Below are 17,025 nucleotides of genomic sequence, written 5' to 3'. Positions count from 1 at the left end.
GGAGGCCTGCCCGTATCGGGTATGCTCCTTCGTCTCGCAACCTAAAAAAGAAAATAATGACCAGAGCCGATGCCATCGCCCGCGCCCGTGACGATTTCAAATCCGGCGCGTTCCTCGCTGAACTCGATCGCCGCGTTGCCTACCGGACCGAGAGCCAGAATCCGAACCGGAGCGTCGAGCTGCGCGCCTATCTGGAACAGGAGATGGTGCCCGCTTTCGCCGCGCTCGATTTCGAAAGCCGAATGATCGAATCTCCCAGCGGCAAGGCGCCGTTCCTGTTTGCCGAACACCACGAGAGCGAGACGGCGCCGACCGTGCTGATCTACGGCCATGGCGACGTTGTCGACGGCATGGAAGGCGAGTGGCGCGACGGCCGCGATCCCTGGCGCACCACGGTTTCGGGCACGCGTCTCTACGGTCGCGGCACGGCCGACAACAAGGGCCAGCACAGCATCAACATGGCCGCACTCCGCGCGGTGCGCGAGGCCCGCGGCGGCAAGCTCGGCTTCAATGCCAAGTTCATCGTCGAGATGGGCGAGGAGATCGGCTCGCCGGATCTCGGCAAGGTCTGCGATCTCAATCGCGATGCGCTCAAGGCCGATCTGTTCATGGCCTCCGACGGGCCGCGCCTGTCCGCCGACCGTCCGACCCTGTTCCTCGGCTGCCGTGGCGGCATCCGCATTCATCTCGATGTGAACCTTCGCGACGGCGGCCATCACTCCGGCAATTGGGGCGGCGTGCTCGCCAACCCCGCGACCATCCTGGTCAACGCGATCTCGACGCTGGTCGACGGCCACGGCCGCCTTCAGCTGGATGCGCTGAAGCCGCCCCGGCTCACCAACCAGATCCGCAGTTATCTTGCCGACGTGCAGGTGGTGCCGACCGAGGACGAGCCGGCGTTGGCGGAGAACTGGGGCGAGGAGGGTCTTTCGGCAGCCGAGCGGCTCTATGCCTGGAACACGCTCGAAGTGCTGGCGATGTCGTCGGGCAATATCGAGAAGCCGGCCAATGCCATTCCCGGCCACGCCAATGCCGTGCTGCAACTGCGTTTCGTGGTCGGCACTGAGATCGATGGGTTGATCGAGGCGATCCGCGCGCATCTGGCGCAAAAGGGGTTTCCGATGGTCGAGGTGCGGGCGGCGCAGAGCTTTGCCGCCTCGCGCACGGATTTCGACAGCCCCTGGATTACATGGGCGGCGGATTCGGTGCGCCAGACCACCGGCAAGGTGCCGGCGGTGCTGCCGAATTTCGGCGGCTCGTTGCCCAACGACGTGTTCTCCGAGATATTGGGCCTGCCGACGATCTGGGTGCCGCACTCCTATCCCGGCTGTTCCCAGCATGCGCCCAATGAGCACATCCTGCTGCCATTGACCGAAGAGGCCTTGACGGTGATGGCCGGGCTGTTCTGGGATCTCGGGGAATTGCCGAAACCGCTCGCTGGCCTGAGCCGTTAACCGGAGCCACGATCCAGCCAAAAGTCACATTCTATTCCAACCCAATTTGTGCTTGCATCCCGCCGGCATCATCCTGAAAGGGGACAAAAAAGTGAAACATTTCCGTAGCATCGGCCTCGCGCTCGCCGCGACCTTCGCTGTCAGCCAGGCCGGGGCCCAGGAGCTCACCGGCACGCTGAAGAACATCAAGGACACCGGCGCCATCACGCTGGGCTTCCGCGACTCCTCGATCCCGTTCTCCTATCTCGACGACAACCAGAAGCCCGTCGGGTTCGCGATGGACATCTGCTACAAGATCGTCGACGCCGTGAAGAAGGAGCTCAAGCTCGACAAGCTCGAGGTCAAGCTCAACCCGGTGACCTCGGCGACGCGTATTCCGCTGATGGCCAACGGAACCATCGACCTCGAATGCGGCTCGACCACCAACAACGCCGAGCGCCAGAAGCAGGTCGCCTTCACCAACACCCATTACCTGACCGCCAGCCGCTACGTCTTCAAGAAGTCGAGCGGCCTGAAGTCGATCGACGATCTCAAGGGCAAGACCGTGGTCTCGACCGCCGGCACCACCAACATCAAGCAGCTCACCGAAGCCAACGTTGCGAAAAGCCTCGGCGCCAACATCATCCCGGCCAAGGACCACGCCGAATCCTTCCTGATGGTTGAGACCGACCGCGCCGTCGCCTTCGTGATGGACGACATCCTGCTTGCGAGCCTCGTTGCCGGCTCGAAGTCGCCCGACGACTACGTCATCTCCAAGGACGCGTTCTCCAAGCCTGAGCCCTACGGCATCATGCTGCGCAAGGACGACGCACCGTTCAAGAAGGTGGTCGATGCGGCGACCGCCGCGCTCTACACCTCCGGCGAAGGCCAGAAGATCTACGAGAAGTGGTTCACCCAGAAGATCCCGCCGAAGGGTCTGAACCTCAACACCCCGATCTCGGCCGAGCTGAAGAACGAGTTCGCGAAACCCTCGGACTCGCCAAACCCGGACGACTACAAGTAAGCTGAGTTGTTCGCCTCTCCCCGCTTGCGGGGAGAGGCAGCATATTCCGGCCATTCTGGAGGGAGAGTGGCCGGACATTTGCATAGGCGCCGGGACATCCATGACTGGCGCGTTCGCGCGGGGGACACGTGAACTACCACTGGAACTGGGGAATCTTCTTTGAGCCGAACCCGATGGGGACCGGCACCTATCTCGACATGCTGTTGTCGGGGCTGGTGCTGACCCTCAAGACGGGTGCGCTCGCCTGGATCATCGCGCTGATCACCGGATCGTTCGTGGGCGTGATGCGCACGCTGCCGTCGAAGCGGGCGTACTGGTTCGGCTTTGCCTATGTCGAATTCTTCCGCAACATGCCGCTGCTGGTGCAGCTCTTCCTGTGGTTCTTCGTGCTGCCGGAACTGCTGCCGAAAGCTGCCGGCCTCTGGCTGAAGCAGCTGCCCAATGCTCCGTTCTGGACGGCGGCGATCGGCATCGGCTTCTTCATGTCGGCACGCGTCGCCGTGCAGTTGCAGGCCGGCATCGGATCGCTCCCGCGCGGCCAGAAGATGGCGGCGACCGCGCTCGGCCTGACGACCTTGCAGGCTTATCGCTACATCCTGCTGCCGATGGCGTTCCGCATCATCCTGCCGCCGCTGACGTCCGAGTTCCTCAACACCATCAAGAACACGGCTGTGGCCATCACCATCGGTTTGCTTGAGCTGACGGGACAGGCGCGCTCCATGCAGGAATTCTCGTTCCAGGTGTTCGAGGCCTTCACCGCCGCGACCCTTCTCTATCTCCTCGTCAACGCCGTCGTCGTGACCGCGATGCGCTTCCTCGAGCGCTACGTCGCGATCCCCGGCTATATCACGGGGAAATAGCACCATGTTCAGCAATTTCGATTTCGAGGTCATCCGTCGCTCGCTGCCTTATCTTTTCTATGAAGGCATGACGTTCACGGTGACGTTGACGGCACTTTCCGCGCTCGGCGGCCTGATCTTCGGCACGGCCATCGCGCTGATGCGGCTCTCGGGCTTGAAGATCCTGGGCCGCATCGCCGGCGTCTATGTCGACTTCATGCGCTCGCTGCCGCTGGTGCTGGTGATCTTTTGGTTCTACTTCCTGGTGCCCTATATCGGGCAATGGGTGACCGGCGCGTCGCGCCCGATCAGCGTCGGCGCGTTTGCGTCCTCGCTCATCACCTTCATCATGTTCGAGGCCGCGTATTTCTCCGAGATCATGCGTGCCGGCATCCAGTCGATCTCGCGCGGCCAGCCGGCCGCAGCCAACGCGCTCGGCCTGACCTACGCCCAGACCATGCGCTACGTCGTGCTGCCGCAGGCCTTCCGCAACATGCTGCCGGTCCTGATCACGCAGACCATCGTGCTGTTCCAGGACACCTCACTGGTCTACGTGCTGTCGATCACCGATTTCCTCGGTGCGGCCAGCAAGGTCGCGCAGCGCGACGGCCGTCTGGTCGAAATGTATCTGTTCGCGGCGATCGTCTACTTCACCATCTCCTGTGTCGCGTCCTTCGGCGTTCGTCGCCTGCAGGCGCGCATCGCCATCATTCGATAGAGTTTGTCATGATCGAGATCAGCCACGTCGACAAATGGTACAGCCCGAGCTTCCAGGTGCTGACCGACTGCACCACCAGTGTCACCAAGGGCGAGGTGGTCGTGGTCTGCGGTCCGTCGGGATCGGGCAAGTCGACGCTGATCAAATGCGTTAACGCGCTGGAGCCGTTCCAGAAAGGTGACATCAGCGTCGATGGCACCAAGGTCAACGATCCCAAGACCAATCTGCCCAAGCTGCGTTCGCGGGTCGGCATGGTGTTTCAGCACTTCGAGCTGTTTCCGCATCTGAAGATCATCGATAATCTCTGCCTCGCACAGCAGAAGGTACTCGACCGGTCGCGCGACAAGGCGATGGCGAAAGGCATGCAGCTGCTGGAGCGCGTCGGCCTGAAGGAACAGGCGCAAAAGTTTCCCGCGAACCTGTCCGGCGGCCAGCAGCAGCGGGTGGCGATCGCTCGCGCGCTCGCGATGGATCCCATTGTCATGCTGTTCGACGAGCCGACCTCGGCGCTCGACCCCGAGATGGTGAGCGAGGTGCTCGACGTCATGGTGGACCTCGCCCATGAGGGCATGACCATGATGGTCGTCACCCACGAGATGGGCTTTGCCCGCAAGGTCGCCAACCGCGTCATCTTTATGGACCGCGGCGAGATCGTCGAGGACGCCCCGAAGGACGATTTCTTCGGCAAGCCCCGCAGCGACCGCGCGCAGAAATTCCTGTCGAAGATCCTGTCGCATTAATTCTCTCGTCACTCCGGGATGCGCCGAAGGCGCAGGCCCGGAAGTCATCGGGCGATATGAGGTGAAATGGATTCGCTGATGCGCAATTGCGCATCATAGTTCGCCGCTTCGCGCCGCCCCGGAATGATGGTTGAGGGTTTCAGGGCGCCACCAAATCCCCTATAACCGCACCAAATCTCTCTTCCCGCCAGGAGACCTGCCTTGGATCCGATCGCCTATGTCAACGGCTCATTCGTCCCGCTCTCGGACGCCAAAATTTCGGTCCTCGATCGCGGCTTCCTGTTTGCCGACGGCATCTATGAGGTCTCCGCCGTGCTCGACGGCAAGCTGGTCGACAATGCCTCGCATCTGACGCGGCTGGAGCGCTCGGTCGGCGAGATCCAGCTGAAGCTGCCCGAGACGGTCGAGCGCATCACCGAGCTCCAAAAGGAGCTGATCGCGCGCAACAAGGTCGAGAGCGGTCTCGTCTATCTCCAGGTCACCCGCGGCGCCGACAAGGGCCGCGACTTCGCCTTCCCCAAGGGCGACGTCAAGTCGAGCCTGGTAATGTTCACGTCGGAGAAGGACATCATCAACGCCGCCTCGGCCAAGACCGGCATCAACGTGATCACCGTGCCCGACATCCGCTGGGAGCGGCGCGACATCAAGAGCGTGGCACTCCTCGCGCAAGTGCTGGCCAAGCAGGCCGCGGCCGAAGCCGGTGCCGGCGAAGCCTGGATGCTGGAAGACGGCTACGTCACCGAAGGCGGCTCGTCTTCGGCGTTCATTCTCACCAAGGACGACGTCATCGTGACCCGCAAGAACTCCAACGCGATCCTGCCGGGCTGCACCCGCAAGGCGGTGGTGGCGCTGGCGGAGGAGCGTCAGCTCCGCATCGAGGAGCGCTCGTTCACGGTCGCCGAGGCGCTCGCCGCCAAGGAAGCCTTTGCGACGTCCGCGTCGCTGTTCGTCCAGCCGGTGGTTGCGATCGACGGCAACAAGGTCGGCGATGGCAAGCCGGGCCCGATGGCGGCGCGGCTGCGCGAGATCTACGTGGAGTTCGCCAAGGCGACGGCGGTTTAGCCATACACTCGGTGTCATCGCCCGCGAAGGCGGGCGATCTAGTACGCCGCGACGCCAGTGATTGAACCGAGAAGCCGCGGCGTACTGGATGCCCCGCCTTCGCGGGGCATGACAGTTGAGAATGTCTTAGGCCACCGACGCCTTCACCTTCACCGGGTGAACCGCACGGAACGCGATCGCGAGCCGGTTCCAGGCATTGATGGCGCCGATCAGCATGGTCAGGTTCACCGTCTCCGCATCGGAGAATTGCGCGCGGACCTGCTCGTAGACGTCATCAGGCGCGTGCGTCTCGGAGATCAGCGTCACTGATTCGGTCCAGGCCAGCGCGGCGCGCTCGCGGTCGGTGTAGAGCGGGGATTCGCGCCAGGCGTTGAGCAGATAGATGCGCTGCTCGGTCTCGCCGCGCTTGCGGGCGTCCTCGGTGTGCATGTTGATGCAGAAAGCACAGCCGTTGATCTGCGACGCGCGGATCTTGACGAGCTCGATCAGCGATTTCTCAAGGCCCGTCGACTGGATCTGCTCTTCCAGCGCCATCAGCGCCTTCATCGTGTCGGGTGCGGCCTGGTAGAAATTCATGCGGGGTTTCATGGTCGTTCTCCTTGCTTGCTGGGTTGATGTCAGTGGGCGCCGCCAGCCGAGGCATGGCCGGCCTTCTTCAGGAAGAGGGTGGCGATCAGCGCGACGATCAGTGCCACGCCGAGCAGATAGAAGGTGTCGCTGAAGGCGAGGATATAGGCCTGCTTCTGCACGATATGGCCGATCGCAACATAGGCGCGATGCGACGCGTCCGCAGGGTCGAGAATGCCGTGATTGACGAAGTATTGGGTGAGCTGTTCCAGCCGCGTCCGCGTCGCCTGCTCGAACAGCGAGACCGACTGCATCAGCACGTTGGAGTGATACTGCTCGCGCTTGGTCAGCAGGGTCTGCAGCAGCGCGATGCCGACGGCGCCACCAAGATTGCGCATCATGTTGAACAGGCCGGAGGCCGAGCCCGCGTTCTCCGGCTCGATGCCTGAGGTCGCCACCGCAGACAGCGGCGCCATCACCAGCGCCTGGCCGATCGCACGAACCACATTGGGCCAGAGCAGTTGATCGGCGGCATAGTTGCCGGTCATATAGATGTTCATGAAGTTGGAGGCCGCGAACAGGACGAAGCCGACGCCGATGATGAGCCGCGCATCGAGCTTCTGCATCAGCCGCGGCACCAGCGGGATCAGCAGGAGCTGCGGCAGGCCGGTCCAGGCCAGCACCATGCCGATCTGCTCGGCGTTGTAGCCTTGGATGCGGGCCAGATATTGCGGCAGGATGAACACCGAGCCGTAGAGCGCGATTCCCAGCAGGAAGTTCGCGAGCATGCCGAAGCCGAAATTGCGGCGGACCAGCAGACGCAGGTTCAGGAGCGGCTTCTTCACGGTGAGCTCGATGATCAGGAAGGCGGTCAGCGCCACGGCCGCGATGACAGACAGCTTGACGATGAAGGGCGAGCCGAACCAGTCGTCCTTGTTGCCTTCCTCCAGCACGGTCTGCAGCGCCGACAGTCCGATCGCCATGGTGATGATGCCGGCCCAGTCACCGTCGCGCAGCAGCGCAAGCCTCATCGGCTTTGCATCGAGCGCGTACCAGAGCATGCCGACCATGATCCCGCCTGGGACGACGTTGACGTAGAAGATGTATTGCCAGCCAAAATTCTCGGTGAGATAGCCGCCGATGGTCGGGCCGATCGCGGGCGCGAACGTCGCGGACAGCGCGAACAGCGCCAGGCCGACCGGCTGCTTTCCGCGCGGCAGCAATGTGATGATGAGCGTGAACGCCATCGGGATCAGCACGCCGCCGGTAAAACCCTGCACCGCCCGCAGCACGATCATCTGCGGCAGGTCCTGCGCCAACGCACAGGCGGCCGACAGGACCAGGAACAGGACCGCGTTGGTGAGGAGATAGATGCGGATCGAGAACACCTGCGCCAGCCAGCCCGAGAGCGGGATCACCACGATCTCCGCGATCAGATAGGAGGTCGAGATCCAGCCGCCGTCGTCGATGCCGGCGCCGATCGCGCCCTGGATGTCGGCGAGCGAGGCATTGACGATCTGGATGTTCAGCACCGCCATGAAGGCACCGAGCGTCGCGCCGATCACGGCAATCCAGGTCTTGGTCGAAACCGCGGGCGCGGCGGGTGCGGCCGGAGCAGGCATGCTGGTGACCGAAGCGGCGTTCAGGGCGGGTCGGAGCGTGCTCATGAAGGGCCTCGTCTCGGATACGGAGACAGGATGCATCGGGCGGATGGTTTCGATCATCGAGGAAGCGTGGGAAAGATCGTCCGGCAGGACTTGATGATGCTGCCGGAGCTGGCCTTTAGCCTCCGTGGGGTCGCGTCGCATTGTCGGCGAGGCGCTTGGCCGTTTCGCGCTCGGCCAGCACGGTCGCCTTGGTGTCGACTGTCGGCTCCGCCGACATGCCGGGGCGCAGCAGCCCGGTCAGGCGGTGGTCGTCGAGCACAATCTTCACCGGCACGCGCTGCACGATCTTGGTGAAATTGCCGGTGGCGTTGTCGGGCGGCAGCAGTGCGAATTCGAGGCCGCTCGCCGGCGACAGGCTGTCGACATGGCCGCGCAGGGTCTGGTTGCGGAAACCGTCGACGTGCAGCTCGACCGGCTGACCGGCACGGACATGGGTGAGCTGCGTTTCCTTGAAATTCGCCACGACATAGACCGCATCGAGTGGCACCACCGCCATCAATTGCGTGCCGGCCTGCACGAACTGTCCCACGCGCAGCGAGCGGGCGCCGACCGTGCCGTCGACCGGCGCGGTAATCTCGGTGTAGGAGAGATTCAGCGTCGCCTGCTCCGCGACCGCGCGCGCGTGTTCGAGCTGGGCTGTGGCCTGCGCGCGCTGGGTACTGAGCACGTCGACCTTGCGTTGCGCGGCCACGAGGCCCGACTTGGCATGTTGCAGTTGCGCGTTGCTGGCGCGCAACGCAGCGTCAGTTTGTTGCGCGCGTTGAATCGTGCCGGAGCCCGACTTCATCAAGTCGTCGTAGCGCGCGCGCTCCTCCTGCGCAAATTTCAGATTCGCGTCCGCAGCGGTGACATCGGCAGTGCTCTGCTCGATGATCGGCTGCTGGAGTGCGAGCTGGGCGTCGAGGTTGCGCACCGACGCTTCCGCTGCAGCGACATCGGCGCGGGCCTGGTCGAGCGCCGCCTTGAAGTCGCGGTCGTCGATCTTCGCCAGCACCTGTCCCGCCTTGACCTTTTCGTTGTCACTGACCTGCACCTTCGCGATGTAGCCCGAGACCTTTGGCGCGATGATCGTGGAGTCGGCCTTCACATAGGCGTCGTCGGTTGTCTCGAGGTAACGGCCGTTGACCCAGTAGTCGTGTCCCCAATAGACAATCGTTGCCGTGCTCGCGAGGAGCGCAAGCACCAACGCCGCCCTCCGGACGATATTCCTGGCCGGGCCACGCACCGGTGCCGTGGGGGAAGCTTGAGTTATTTCAGTCGCTTGCTGGAAATTTTCGGTGCGGGGCATCTCGGACATGGCAGTCTCCTGTCGGCTGGCTGAGACTATCGGTCTTCCTCGTTCGATCGATAATTGGCAAAATTCCGGAAGGATTATCCGCTGAGAGTGGATAGTCCGGATCTCGCCTTGGCGCGTATGGTCTACCGAGCCGGAAGGGCGACTGCCCCAGAGCGATTGCCGGGTCTGTCGAGGGATTGCGGCTAACGCGCCGTGCCGCACACGAGATGATCTGATGGATAATCCGAGAGAATTCCTTGCGATTATCGATCAAGAGCGGATAATCAGTCGGCATGGACCGATTGACCAGCCTCGAAGTCTTCAGCCGGGTGGTGGAAACCGGCGGCTTCTCTGCAGCAGCCCGCAAGCTCAACATGTCGACCACCATGGTGAGCAATCACGTTCAGGCGCTGGAAGACCGGCTCGGGGTAAGGCTGCTTCAGCGCACCACGCGCAAGGTCAACCTCACCGAGATCGGCAGGGCCTATTACGACCGTTGCATCCAGATACTCGCCGATATCGAACAGGCCGACGATATCGCGAGCGAATTGCAGTCGGTGCCCCGCGGCACGCTACGGATCCACGTTGCCACGCACATGGTGCCGTTCGTTGCGCCCGTGGTCGCGAAGCTCCTGTCAATCTATCCGGAGCTCAAGATCGATCTGCGCATGGGCGAGGCCGACATCGACCTCATCGAAGAAGGCTATGACGTCGCTTTGCGCATGACCGCGCCGCCGGATTCGAGCCTGATCGTCCGCAGCCTCGCCACCTGGCGCCACGTGCTGTGCTGCTCGCACGACTATCTCGATAGGCACGGTCGCGTGCAGAAGCTCGATGAGCTCACCGCGCACAATTGCGCCCGTCACTTGAATTATCCGTTCGGCGACGACTGGCGCTTCTTCGACCGCAAGGGTATGCCGGCATCGGTGCGCATCTCCGGCAGCTTCATCACCAACAGCGGTGAGGCCCTGCGGAAGGTGGCGCTGGAAGGCGCTGCCGTCTGCCTGATGGCGGGCTTTCTCGTCCAGGACGATCTCGAAGGCGGTCACCTCGTTCGCCTTCTGCCCGAATATCGTCCCGTCGAGATGTCGATGAACGCGGTCTATCCGCACCGGCATCATCTGTCGGCGAAGGTCAGGACCTTCATCGACATGCTCGTGCATCACAGCGCCGAGCAGCAGAAGCTGATCAATCCCTATTCATGATCGGGGTGGCGCCGGCAGCCGCCCGAACACTTTTTCAAGCGCCATCCCGACCGCAAGCAGGCGGCGATCGCTGCCCGCGGGGCCATCCAGCTCAAGCCCGATCGGAAGTTTGCTGACCGCGCCGAGCGCAATCGGGATCTGGATTCCGGGAATTCCGGCATTGCTGCCGGGATCGGTGTTCTGGATGAACAGGCCGAAATTTTCGAGGCTGCTGGAGTCGGGATTGGAAGCAATCGCCACACGCGGCGTGGTCGGAAAGGCGATGGCGTCGAGCCGGTTGTCCGCAAAGGTCCTGCCGTAGAGCGCCTGCAGGGCGGGACGCGCGCTTGTGATGGCAGCGTCATAGATCGGCTCGGCATCGACCAGCGTATTGTCGGGACCAGGCAGCTTGCGCGGGATCACGAGGCCGTCATAGGTGCCCTTGACGTCGGGGCTCGCGATCTCCCGCGCCAGTGCTTCGATGGTGATGCCGGTGCCGGTGTGAGCGAGATAGGCCACCATGTCGTCATAGGCCTCGTACAGCGCGACGGGAAAGCCGACCTGGCCGTTGAGTTCGGCCAATTGCGGCATTTCGATCTCGACCACCGTGACGCCCTGCGCCTTCAGTTTCGCGACCGCCGCCTGGAAGGCGGTCTCGGTGTCGGTATCGAGATTGATCAGCATCGACCGCACGATACCAATTCGCATCTGCTTCAGATCAGCCGGCTGAACGGCTTCGCCCCCTGCAATGACGCGGTCGAGCAGTTCGACATCCGCCAAGGTCGCGGCCATCGGGCCCGCGGTGTCGCGGGTGTGCGAGATTGGCGCGATGCCGGTTTGCGGATAGCGTCCGACCGTCGGGCGCAGCGACGCGCATCCGTTCAGCGCAGCCGGCACCCTGACCGATCCGCCAGTGTCGGTGCCGAGCCCGCCCGCGACGATCCGTGCGCCGATCGCGGCGCCCGTTCCGGAGGAGGATCCGCCGGCGATCAGGGCGCGGTCATAGGCGTTGCGCACGCCGAACTCCGCGCCGGTCTTGAACGCGGTGTTGTAGCCGGAGATGCCGAAGGCGAGCTCGTGCATGCTGGTTTTGCCGATGATGACCGCGCCCGCCGCGCGCAGCCTTGCTACCACCGGCGCGTCGGCCTCGGGAACGTAATGCTTCAGCGCTGGCGTTCCTGCGCTGCAGGGGAGCCCCGCGACCTCGATATTGTCCTTAATCACGATAGGAACGCCGCCGAGCGGCTTGTCCTTGTCGTCGTTCGCGTCGAATGCTGCCGCAGCCTTCAGGGCGCCGGCCTCGTCCAGGGTGACGAAGGCATTCAGATCGGCGTTGGCGTTGGCGCGGACGAGAGCTTGCGTCGTGAGCGCGGTGCTCGTGATTTTTCCGGCGCGGAGGTCGGCCGCGGCCTGGGTCAGGGTCAACTGGTCGAAATCCATGATGCGTCACCCGATTGCAGGAGCGCCATCAGGGGGCCCCTCAGCTCCAGAGGCTGAAGCCTCGTCGGCGCTCCGTCAACCGTGGGCGCGCATCCTTGCAGGTGATGGCGCGTCGAGCTCGGCGAACAGCCGTTCGACCTCGGCCTTCACCTTCCCGATCGCGGCGTCCTTGACCGGCCCGTAGCCGCGGATATCCATCGGCGCTTTTGCAATGGCGACGAGACTTGGCAGATGCGCCGCGTCGAGCCCGCCGAGCAGCCGTTTGATGATGCCATCGTACCAAGTGATCAGTTCCCGCTCGGCGCGCCGTTCCGCCGTGTAGCCGAACGGGTCGAACGGCGTCCCGCGCAATCCCTTCAATCGCGCCAGCAGGGCAAGCGGCATCTGGATCCACTGCCCGAAGGCGCGCTTGCGCGGACGTCCGCGGGCGTCGCGCCTTGACGGCAGGAACGGCGGGGCGAGGTGATATTGGATGCTGAAGTTGCCTTCGAACTCGCCTTTCAATTCGTCGAGGAACCCACCCTGCATGTGCAGCCGCGCCACCTCGTATTCGTCCTTGTAGGCCATCAGCTTGAACAGGGCTCGCGCGACTGCCTCAGTCAAGGCCTCGCTCTTCGAGTCGGCTTCCGCATGGCGAACATTTGTAACGAGCTCTCGATAGCGCGCTGCATAGGCATCGTTCTGATAGGCCGTGAGGAAGTCGGCGCGGCGGTCGATCAGCTGGTCGAGCGTCTCGGCCTTCGGCGCTCCGTCCATCTTCGGCAAGAAGTCGGGATCGGCCGCTGCAATCCGGCCCCAGGCGAAAGCCTGCTTGTTGCTTTCGACCGCGACACCGTTGAGCTCGATCGCGCGCAACAGCGCCGGCAGTGAAACCGGCAGCAGCCCGCGCTGCCAGGCAAAACCCAGCATGACGATGTTGGCATAGACGGCATCGCCGAGCAGGCGCTCGGCCAACGCGTTGGCGTTGATGGTGTCGAGATTGCCGTCGCCGATCACCCGGCCGATCGCGCGCAGGCGGGCGGGCGAGGCGAGATCGGCGTCGCGGAAACGGACGACGTCACCGGTCGGCATCTCCGCGGTGTTGACGGCGGCGCGCGTGCCTTTTCGATAGGTGCCGGACGCCTTTGGCGAGGAACTGACGACGAGGTCGCAGCCGATCAGCGCGTCGGTCGCACCCTGGTCGATACGCACCTGATGGAGCGACTCGGGAGTTGCCGCAAGCCGGATATAGCTCAGCACCGGCCCGAATTTCTGCGCAAAGCCGGTAAAATCCAGCACCGAGACACCGTGTCGTTCGAGATGTGCCGCCATGCCGATCAGCGCGCCGACCGTGATCACGCCGGTGCCGCCGACGCCGGTGATGAGCAGATCATAGGGACGGTCGAGCGTTGCGGGTGCGGGCAGGGGAAGCGTGGCGGCGTGGCCGGCCGCGTCGATCCGGCTTGCGCCCTTCTTCCGGCGCGTCGCGCCTTCAACGGTGACGAAGCTCGGGCAGAAGCCGTTGAGGCAGGAAAAGTCCTTGTTGCAAGACGAGAGGTTGATCTGACGCTTGCGGCCGAACGGCGTTTCCTTCGGCTCGACGCTGAGGCAGTTGGATTCGACCGAGCAATCGCCGCAGCCTTCGCAGACGAGATCGTTGATGTAGGCAAAGCGTTTTGGGTCGGCCATCTGTTCGCGCTTGCGCCGACGACGCTTCTCCGTCGCGCAGATCTGCTGATAGATCAGCACCGAGACGCCGGAAATTTCGCGCAGCTCGCGCTGCACGCTGTCCATCTCTTCGCGCGGATGGATGGACACGCCGACGGGCAGGTCGCCGGGCGCAAATTGCGCCGGATCGTCCGACACCAGCGCGATGCGCGCAACGCCCTCGGCGCGGACGCTGTGCGCGATGGCGTGGACGCTGATCGGGCCGTCAACGGGTTGGCCGCCGGTCATCGCGACGGCATCGTTGAACAGGATCTTGTAAGTGATGTTGGCTTTGGCCGCGATCGCCTGCCGGATCGCCATCGAGCCCGAATGATAATAGGTCCCTTCGCCGAGATTCTGGAAAACGTGCTTGTTGCCGGTGAAGCGAGACGAGGCGGCCCAGTTGACGCCTTCGCCGCCCATCTGGATCAGGGACGATGTCTCGCGGTCCATCCAGCTCGCCATGAAATGACAGCCGATGCCGGCGAGCGCCTTCGACCCCTCCGGCACTTTGGTCGATGTGTTGTGCGGGCATCCGGAGCAGAAATAGGGCGTGCGCGTCGCACCAGAGACGTTGACGGTCCGCTCGGCGTCCGGCAGCAGCGAGGCTGCACGCGCGGCGAGATTGAGGCCCGGAAACATCGGATCGAGCCGTCGCGCCAGCACGGACGCCAGCGCGCGTGGCGACAATTCGCCGATCCAGGAAATCAGTCGCGCGCCGGTTTCGTCATGCTTGCCGACCATGCGCTCGGGCTTGCTACCGGGATAGTCGTAAAAATATTCCTTGAACTGGCTCTCGATGATGCCGCGCTTCTCCTCGACCACCAGGATCTCGCGCTTGCCCTTCACGAAATCCATCGCGTCATGGAGCGCCAGCGGCCAGACCATGCCGACCTTGTAGATGTCGATGCCGATGCTGCGGCAGGCCGCTTCGTCGAGATCCATCAGCCGCAACGCTTCCATCAGATCGAGATGCGCCTTGCCCGTGGTGACGATGCCGTAGGTGGCGTCGGGGATGTCGTAGATGTGACGATCGATCGGATTGGCCTTTGCGAAGGCGTAGACCGCATGCTTCTTCGCCTCCAGCCGCTCCTCGATCTGCGGCCCCGGCAGATCCGGCCAGCGATAGTGCAGGCCGCCTAGCGGCGGCGTGAAGTCCGGCGTGTGGAAGGCGCGCGGCGGGCGCAGCGCGACGGAGGCGCCGGATTCAACTATCTCCGAGATCGCCTTGAAGCCGACCCACATGCCGGTGAAGCGGCTCAGAGCGTAGCCATACTCACCGAATTCGAGGTACTCGCCGACGCTTGAGGGGTGGAGCGTCGGCATGAACCAGCTCATGAAAGCGACGTCGGACTGGTGCGGCATCGAGGACGAGACGCAGCCATGGTCGTCGCCGGCGACCACCAGCACACCACCATGCGGCGAGGAGCCGTAGGCGTTGCCGTGTTTCAACGCATCGCCGGAGCGATCGACGCCGGGCCCCTTGCCGTACCAGAGTCCGAACACGCCATCGACCTCGCGGTCGGCCTGCGTCTCGACCTGCTGCGAGCCGAACACGGCAGTCGCGGCAAGGTCTTCGTTCACCGCGGGGAGGAATTCGATGCGGTCCTGCTTCAGCCGTTCCTGGATGCGCCACAGTTCGAGATCGACGCCGCCGAGCGGCGAGCCGCGATAGCCCGAGATGAAGCCCGCCGTGTTCAGCCCCGCGGCACGGTCGCGCCGCACCTGGTCGAGCGCGATGCGGACGATGGCCTGCGTGCCCGTGAGGAAGACGCGGCCCCGTTCGCGATCGTAGCGGTCGGAAAGCTCATAGGCGTCGAGTGACGAAATGGCGTCCATGCGGACCTCCCGCGGCATCCTTACCGGATAGGAGAAGGGTAGGCCTGGGCCACTGGTAGGTCTTACCTATTTTTCCGAGTAACAGGCTTGTTATGGTAGAGTTATCCGATGTGATCTACAGAGAGGTGGAATAATCCATTTTGGCGGCATCCATGATCGAAGACCAGGACGCGCGGATTCTCGCTTTCCTTCAGAAGGACGGCCGCGCCACCAACCAGCAGCTCGCCGACGCGGTCGGCATGTCGACCTCGGCATGCTGGCGCCGGGTGCGCGCGCTGGAGGAGAGCGGTGCGATCCAGGGCTATGCGGCCCTGGTCGCGCGCGAGCAGGCTGGCTTTGCGATGTCCGCGATCCTCCACGTCTCGCTGGAGCGGCACGACGCAAAATTCGTCGACGAGTTCGTCGCGCGGGTGACCACGCGGCGTGAGGTGCTGGAGTGCTTTGCGACCACCGGCGATGCCGATTACCATTTGCGCGTCGTCGTGGAGGACATGGCAGCCTACAACAGATTCCTCGACGACTTCATGTTCCGCATTCCCGGCATTCGCTATGTGAGAAGCAATGTCGTGCTGAAAGAGATCAAGACGGGCGTGGCCCTGCCGTTTTGAGAAGCAGCGCTTCGTCGTCCCGGCGAAGGCCGGGACCCATAACCACGAATGCCAATTGTCTTTGTGAAGCCGTAACGACGAGTCCTAATCAAAACATCTGCTGCGGCGCATGGGTCCCGGCTTTCGCCGGGACGACACTGTTGGTGCAACGTGGGCTACCGCTCTTCCCGGACGAACCTGTTCATCAGCGTGCCGATGCCGGTGATGTCGATCTCCACGACGTCGCCGTGCGTGATGTCAGGCGAGGCACCATCCGTTCCCATCCAGATCACGTCGCCCGGCCATAACGTAAAGTATTTGCTCAGCTCGACCAGGAACGGCACAACGCCAAAGATCATGTCGTTGGTGTGGAAGCGGTTGGTCTCCTTGCCGTTGACCCGGACGATCGTTTCCATCTTGTCGAGGTCGGCTTCGGTCTCGATCCACGGGCCCATCGGCTTGAACGTGTCGGCATTCTTCGAGCGCCAGAGGCTGCGGTCGGCCTTCTGCCAGCTCCGCTCGCTGACGTCGTTTCCGATGGTGTAGCCGAAGACGCAATCCATCGCGTTCTGTTTGGTGAGATGCTTCACCTTCTTGCCGATGACCACGACGAGCTCGCCTTCGTAATGGATCTTGTCCGTCGCAAAGGACGGGATGACGACCTCCTCGCCATGGGCGATCAGCGCATTCTGGGCGCGATAACCGATCTCGGGTCTGTCCGGCACCGCCGGCACCTCGCCGCGCTTGTCGGCGGCCTCCTTCAGATGCTTCAGGTAGTTCAGGCCGACGCAGTAGAAGGTGCGCGGAATCAGCGGCAGCTCGATCTTGACCTGTGAGAGCGGATGCGTGCGCGAGGTGCGTTGCCATTCGCCGAAGGGATCGCCGTCGACCGCGATGACCTGATCGCCCTCGACGATTCCCCAGGACGTTTTGTCCGCGGCGGTGAATTTCAGCCAGCGCATG

14 protein-coding genes are annotated in these 17,025 nt (G+C 63.5%); 8 read left to right on the top strand and 6 right to left on the bottom strand.

All coding sequences use genetic code 11. From position 1 onward, the window contains the following. The first annotated feature begins 56 nt into the window (after positions 1–56). The 6 genes from C7G41_RS01330 (at position 57) to C7G41_RS01305 (ending at position 5,816) form a co-directional block, all read left to right on the top strand. Complete coding sequence (locus C7G41_RS01330; RefSeq protein ID WP_106940893.1) at positions 57–1,454, top strand: M20 family metallopeptidase; 1,398 nt, start codon at positions 57–59, stop codon at positions 1,452–1,454. Positions 1,455–1,545: 91 nt separating this feature from the next. Next, complete coding sequence (locus tag C7G41_RS01325) at positions 1,546–2,457, top strand: amino acid ABC transporter substrate-binding protein (protein ID WP_106941449.1); 912 nt, start codon at positions 1,546–1,548, stop codon at positions 2,455–2,457. Between the two features lie 128 nt (positions 2,458–2,585). Next, the gene (locus tag C7G41_RS01320; RefSeq protein ID WP_106940892.1) at positions 2,586–3,317 is read left to right on the top strand and encodes an amino acid ABC transporter permease; all 732 of its coding nucleotides are present in this window, start codon (positions 2,586–2,588) and stop codon (positions 3,315–3,317) included. Positions 3,318–3,321: 4 nt separating this feature from the next. After that, positions 3,322–4,014, top strand: coding sequence for an amino acid ABC transporter permease (locus tag C7G41_RS01315; RefSeq protein WP_106940891.1), 693 nt, complete (start codon positions 3,322–3,324; stop codon positions 4,012–4,014). A gap of 8 nt (positions 4,015–4,022) precedes the next feature. Further along, on the top strand, positions 4,023–4,754 hold the full coding sequence (locus C7G41_RS01310; RefSeq protein WP_106940890.1) for an amino acid ABC transporter ATP-binding protein: 732 nt from the start codon (positions 4,023–4,025) through the stop codon (positions 4,752–4,754). Positions 4,755–4,955: 201 nt separating this feature from the next. Continuing rightward, positions 4,956–5,816 carry a D-amino-acid transaminase gene (locus tag C7G41_RS01305; RefSeq protein WP_106940889.1) on the top strand — a complete coding sequence of 287 codons (861 nt, stop codon included), beginning with the start codon at positions 4,956–4,958 and terminating at the stop codon, positions 5,814–5,816. A 126-nt stretch (positions 5,817–5,942) separates the two neighbouring features. On the opposite strand, the gene C7G41_RS01300 is transcribed toward C7G41_RS01305, so the two are convergent. The 3 genes from C7G41_RS01300 to C7G41_RS01290 all read right to left on the bottom strand — a co-directional run bounded on the left by C7G41_RS01300 (position 5,943) and on the right by C7G41_RS01290 (position 9,347). Next, positions 5,943–6,404 (bottom strand): carboxymuconolactone decarboxylase family protein, encoded by a 462-nt coding sequence (locus tag C7G41_RS01300; protein WP_106940888.1) that lies wholly within the window; start codon positions 6,402–6,404, stop codon positions 5,943–5,945. Between the two features lie 29 nt (positions 6,405–6,433). Next, positions 6,434–8,050: an MDR family MFS transporter gene (locus tag C7G41_RS01295; RefSeq protein WP_106941448.1), complete on the bottom strand. Its 1,617-nt coding sequence runs from the start codon at positions 8,048–8,050 to the stop codon at positions 6,434–6,436. Between the two features lie 115 nt (positions 8,051–8,165). Next, entirely contained in the window at positions 8,166–9,347 is a 1,182-nt protein-coding gene (locus C7G41_RS01290; protein WP_106940887.1) for an HlyD family secretion protein, read from the bottom strand. A gap of 272 nt (positions 9,348–9,619) precedes the next feature. Here C7G41_RS01290 and C7G41_RS01285 point away from each other — a divergent pair, with 272 nt between their 5' ends. After that, a complete protein-coding gene (locus C7G41_RS01285; protein WP_106940886.1) occupies positions 9,620–10,531 on the top strand; it encodes a LysR family transcriptional regulator in 912 nt (303 codons plus the stop codon). Here C7G41_RS01285 and iaaH read toward each other — a convergent pair. Beyond that, entirely contained in the window at positions 10,526–11,950 is a 1,425-nt protein-coding gene (gene iaaH / locus C7G41_RS01280) for an indoleacetamide hydrolase (protein ID WP_106940885.1), read from the bottom strand. The two genes, C7G41_RS01285 and iaaH, sit on opposite strands and share 6 nt — an antisense overlap. Positions 11,951–12,025: 75 nt before the next feature. Then, on the bottom strand, positions 12,026–15,475 hold the full coding sequence (locus C7G41_RS01275) for an indolepyruvate ferredoxin oxidoreductase family protein (protein WP_106940884.1): 3,450 nt from the start codon (positions 15,473–15,475) through the stop codon (positions 12,026–12,028). 152 nt (positions 15,476–15,627) lie between these two features. Between C7G41_RS01275 and C7G41_RS01270 the strand changes: the two genes are divergently transcribed. Further along, complete coding sequence (locus C7G41_RS01270) at positions 15,628–16,083, top strand: Lrp/AsnC family transcriptional regulator (RefSeq protein WP_106940883.1); 456 nt, start codon at positions 15,628–15,630, stop codon at positions 16,081–16,083. 155 nt (positions 16,084–16,238) lie between these two features. On the opposite strand, the gene C7G41_RS01265 is transcribed toward C7G41_RS01270, so the two are convergent. Continuing rightward, complete coding sequence (locus C7G41_RS01265; protein WP_106940882.1) at positions 16,239–17,024, bottom strand: fumarylacetoacetate hydrolase family protein; 786 nt, start codon at positions 17,022–17,024, stop codon at positions 16,239–16,241. Position 17,025: the final 1 nt, after the last annotated feature.

It is taken from the genome of Bradyrhizobium sp. MOS002, from assembly GCF_003020115.1.
Lineage (GTDB): Bacteria > Pseudomonadota > Alphaproteobacteria > Rhizobiales > Xanthobacteraceae > Bradyrhizobium.
This window is presented reverse-complemented; position numbering and strand designations above follow the sequence as displayed.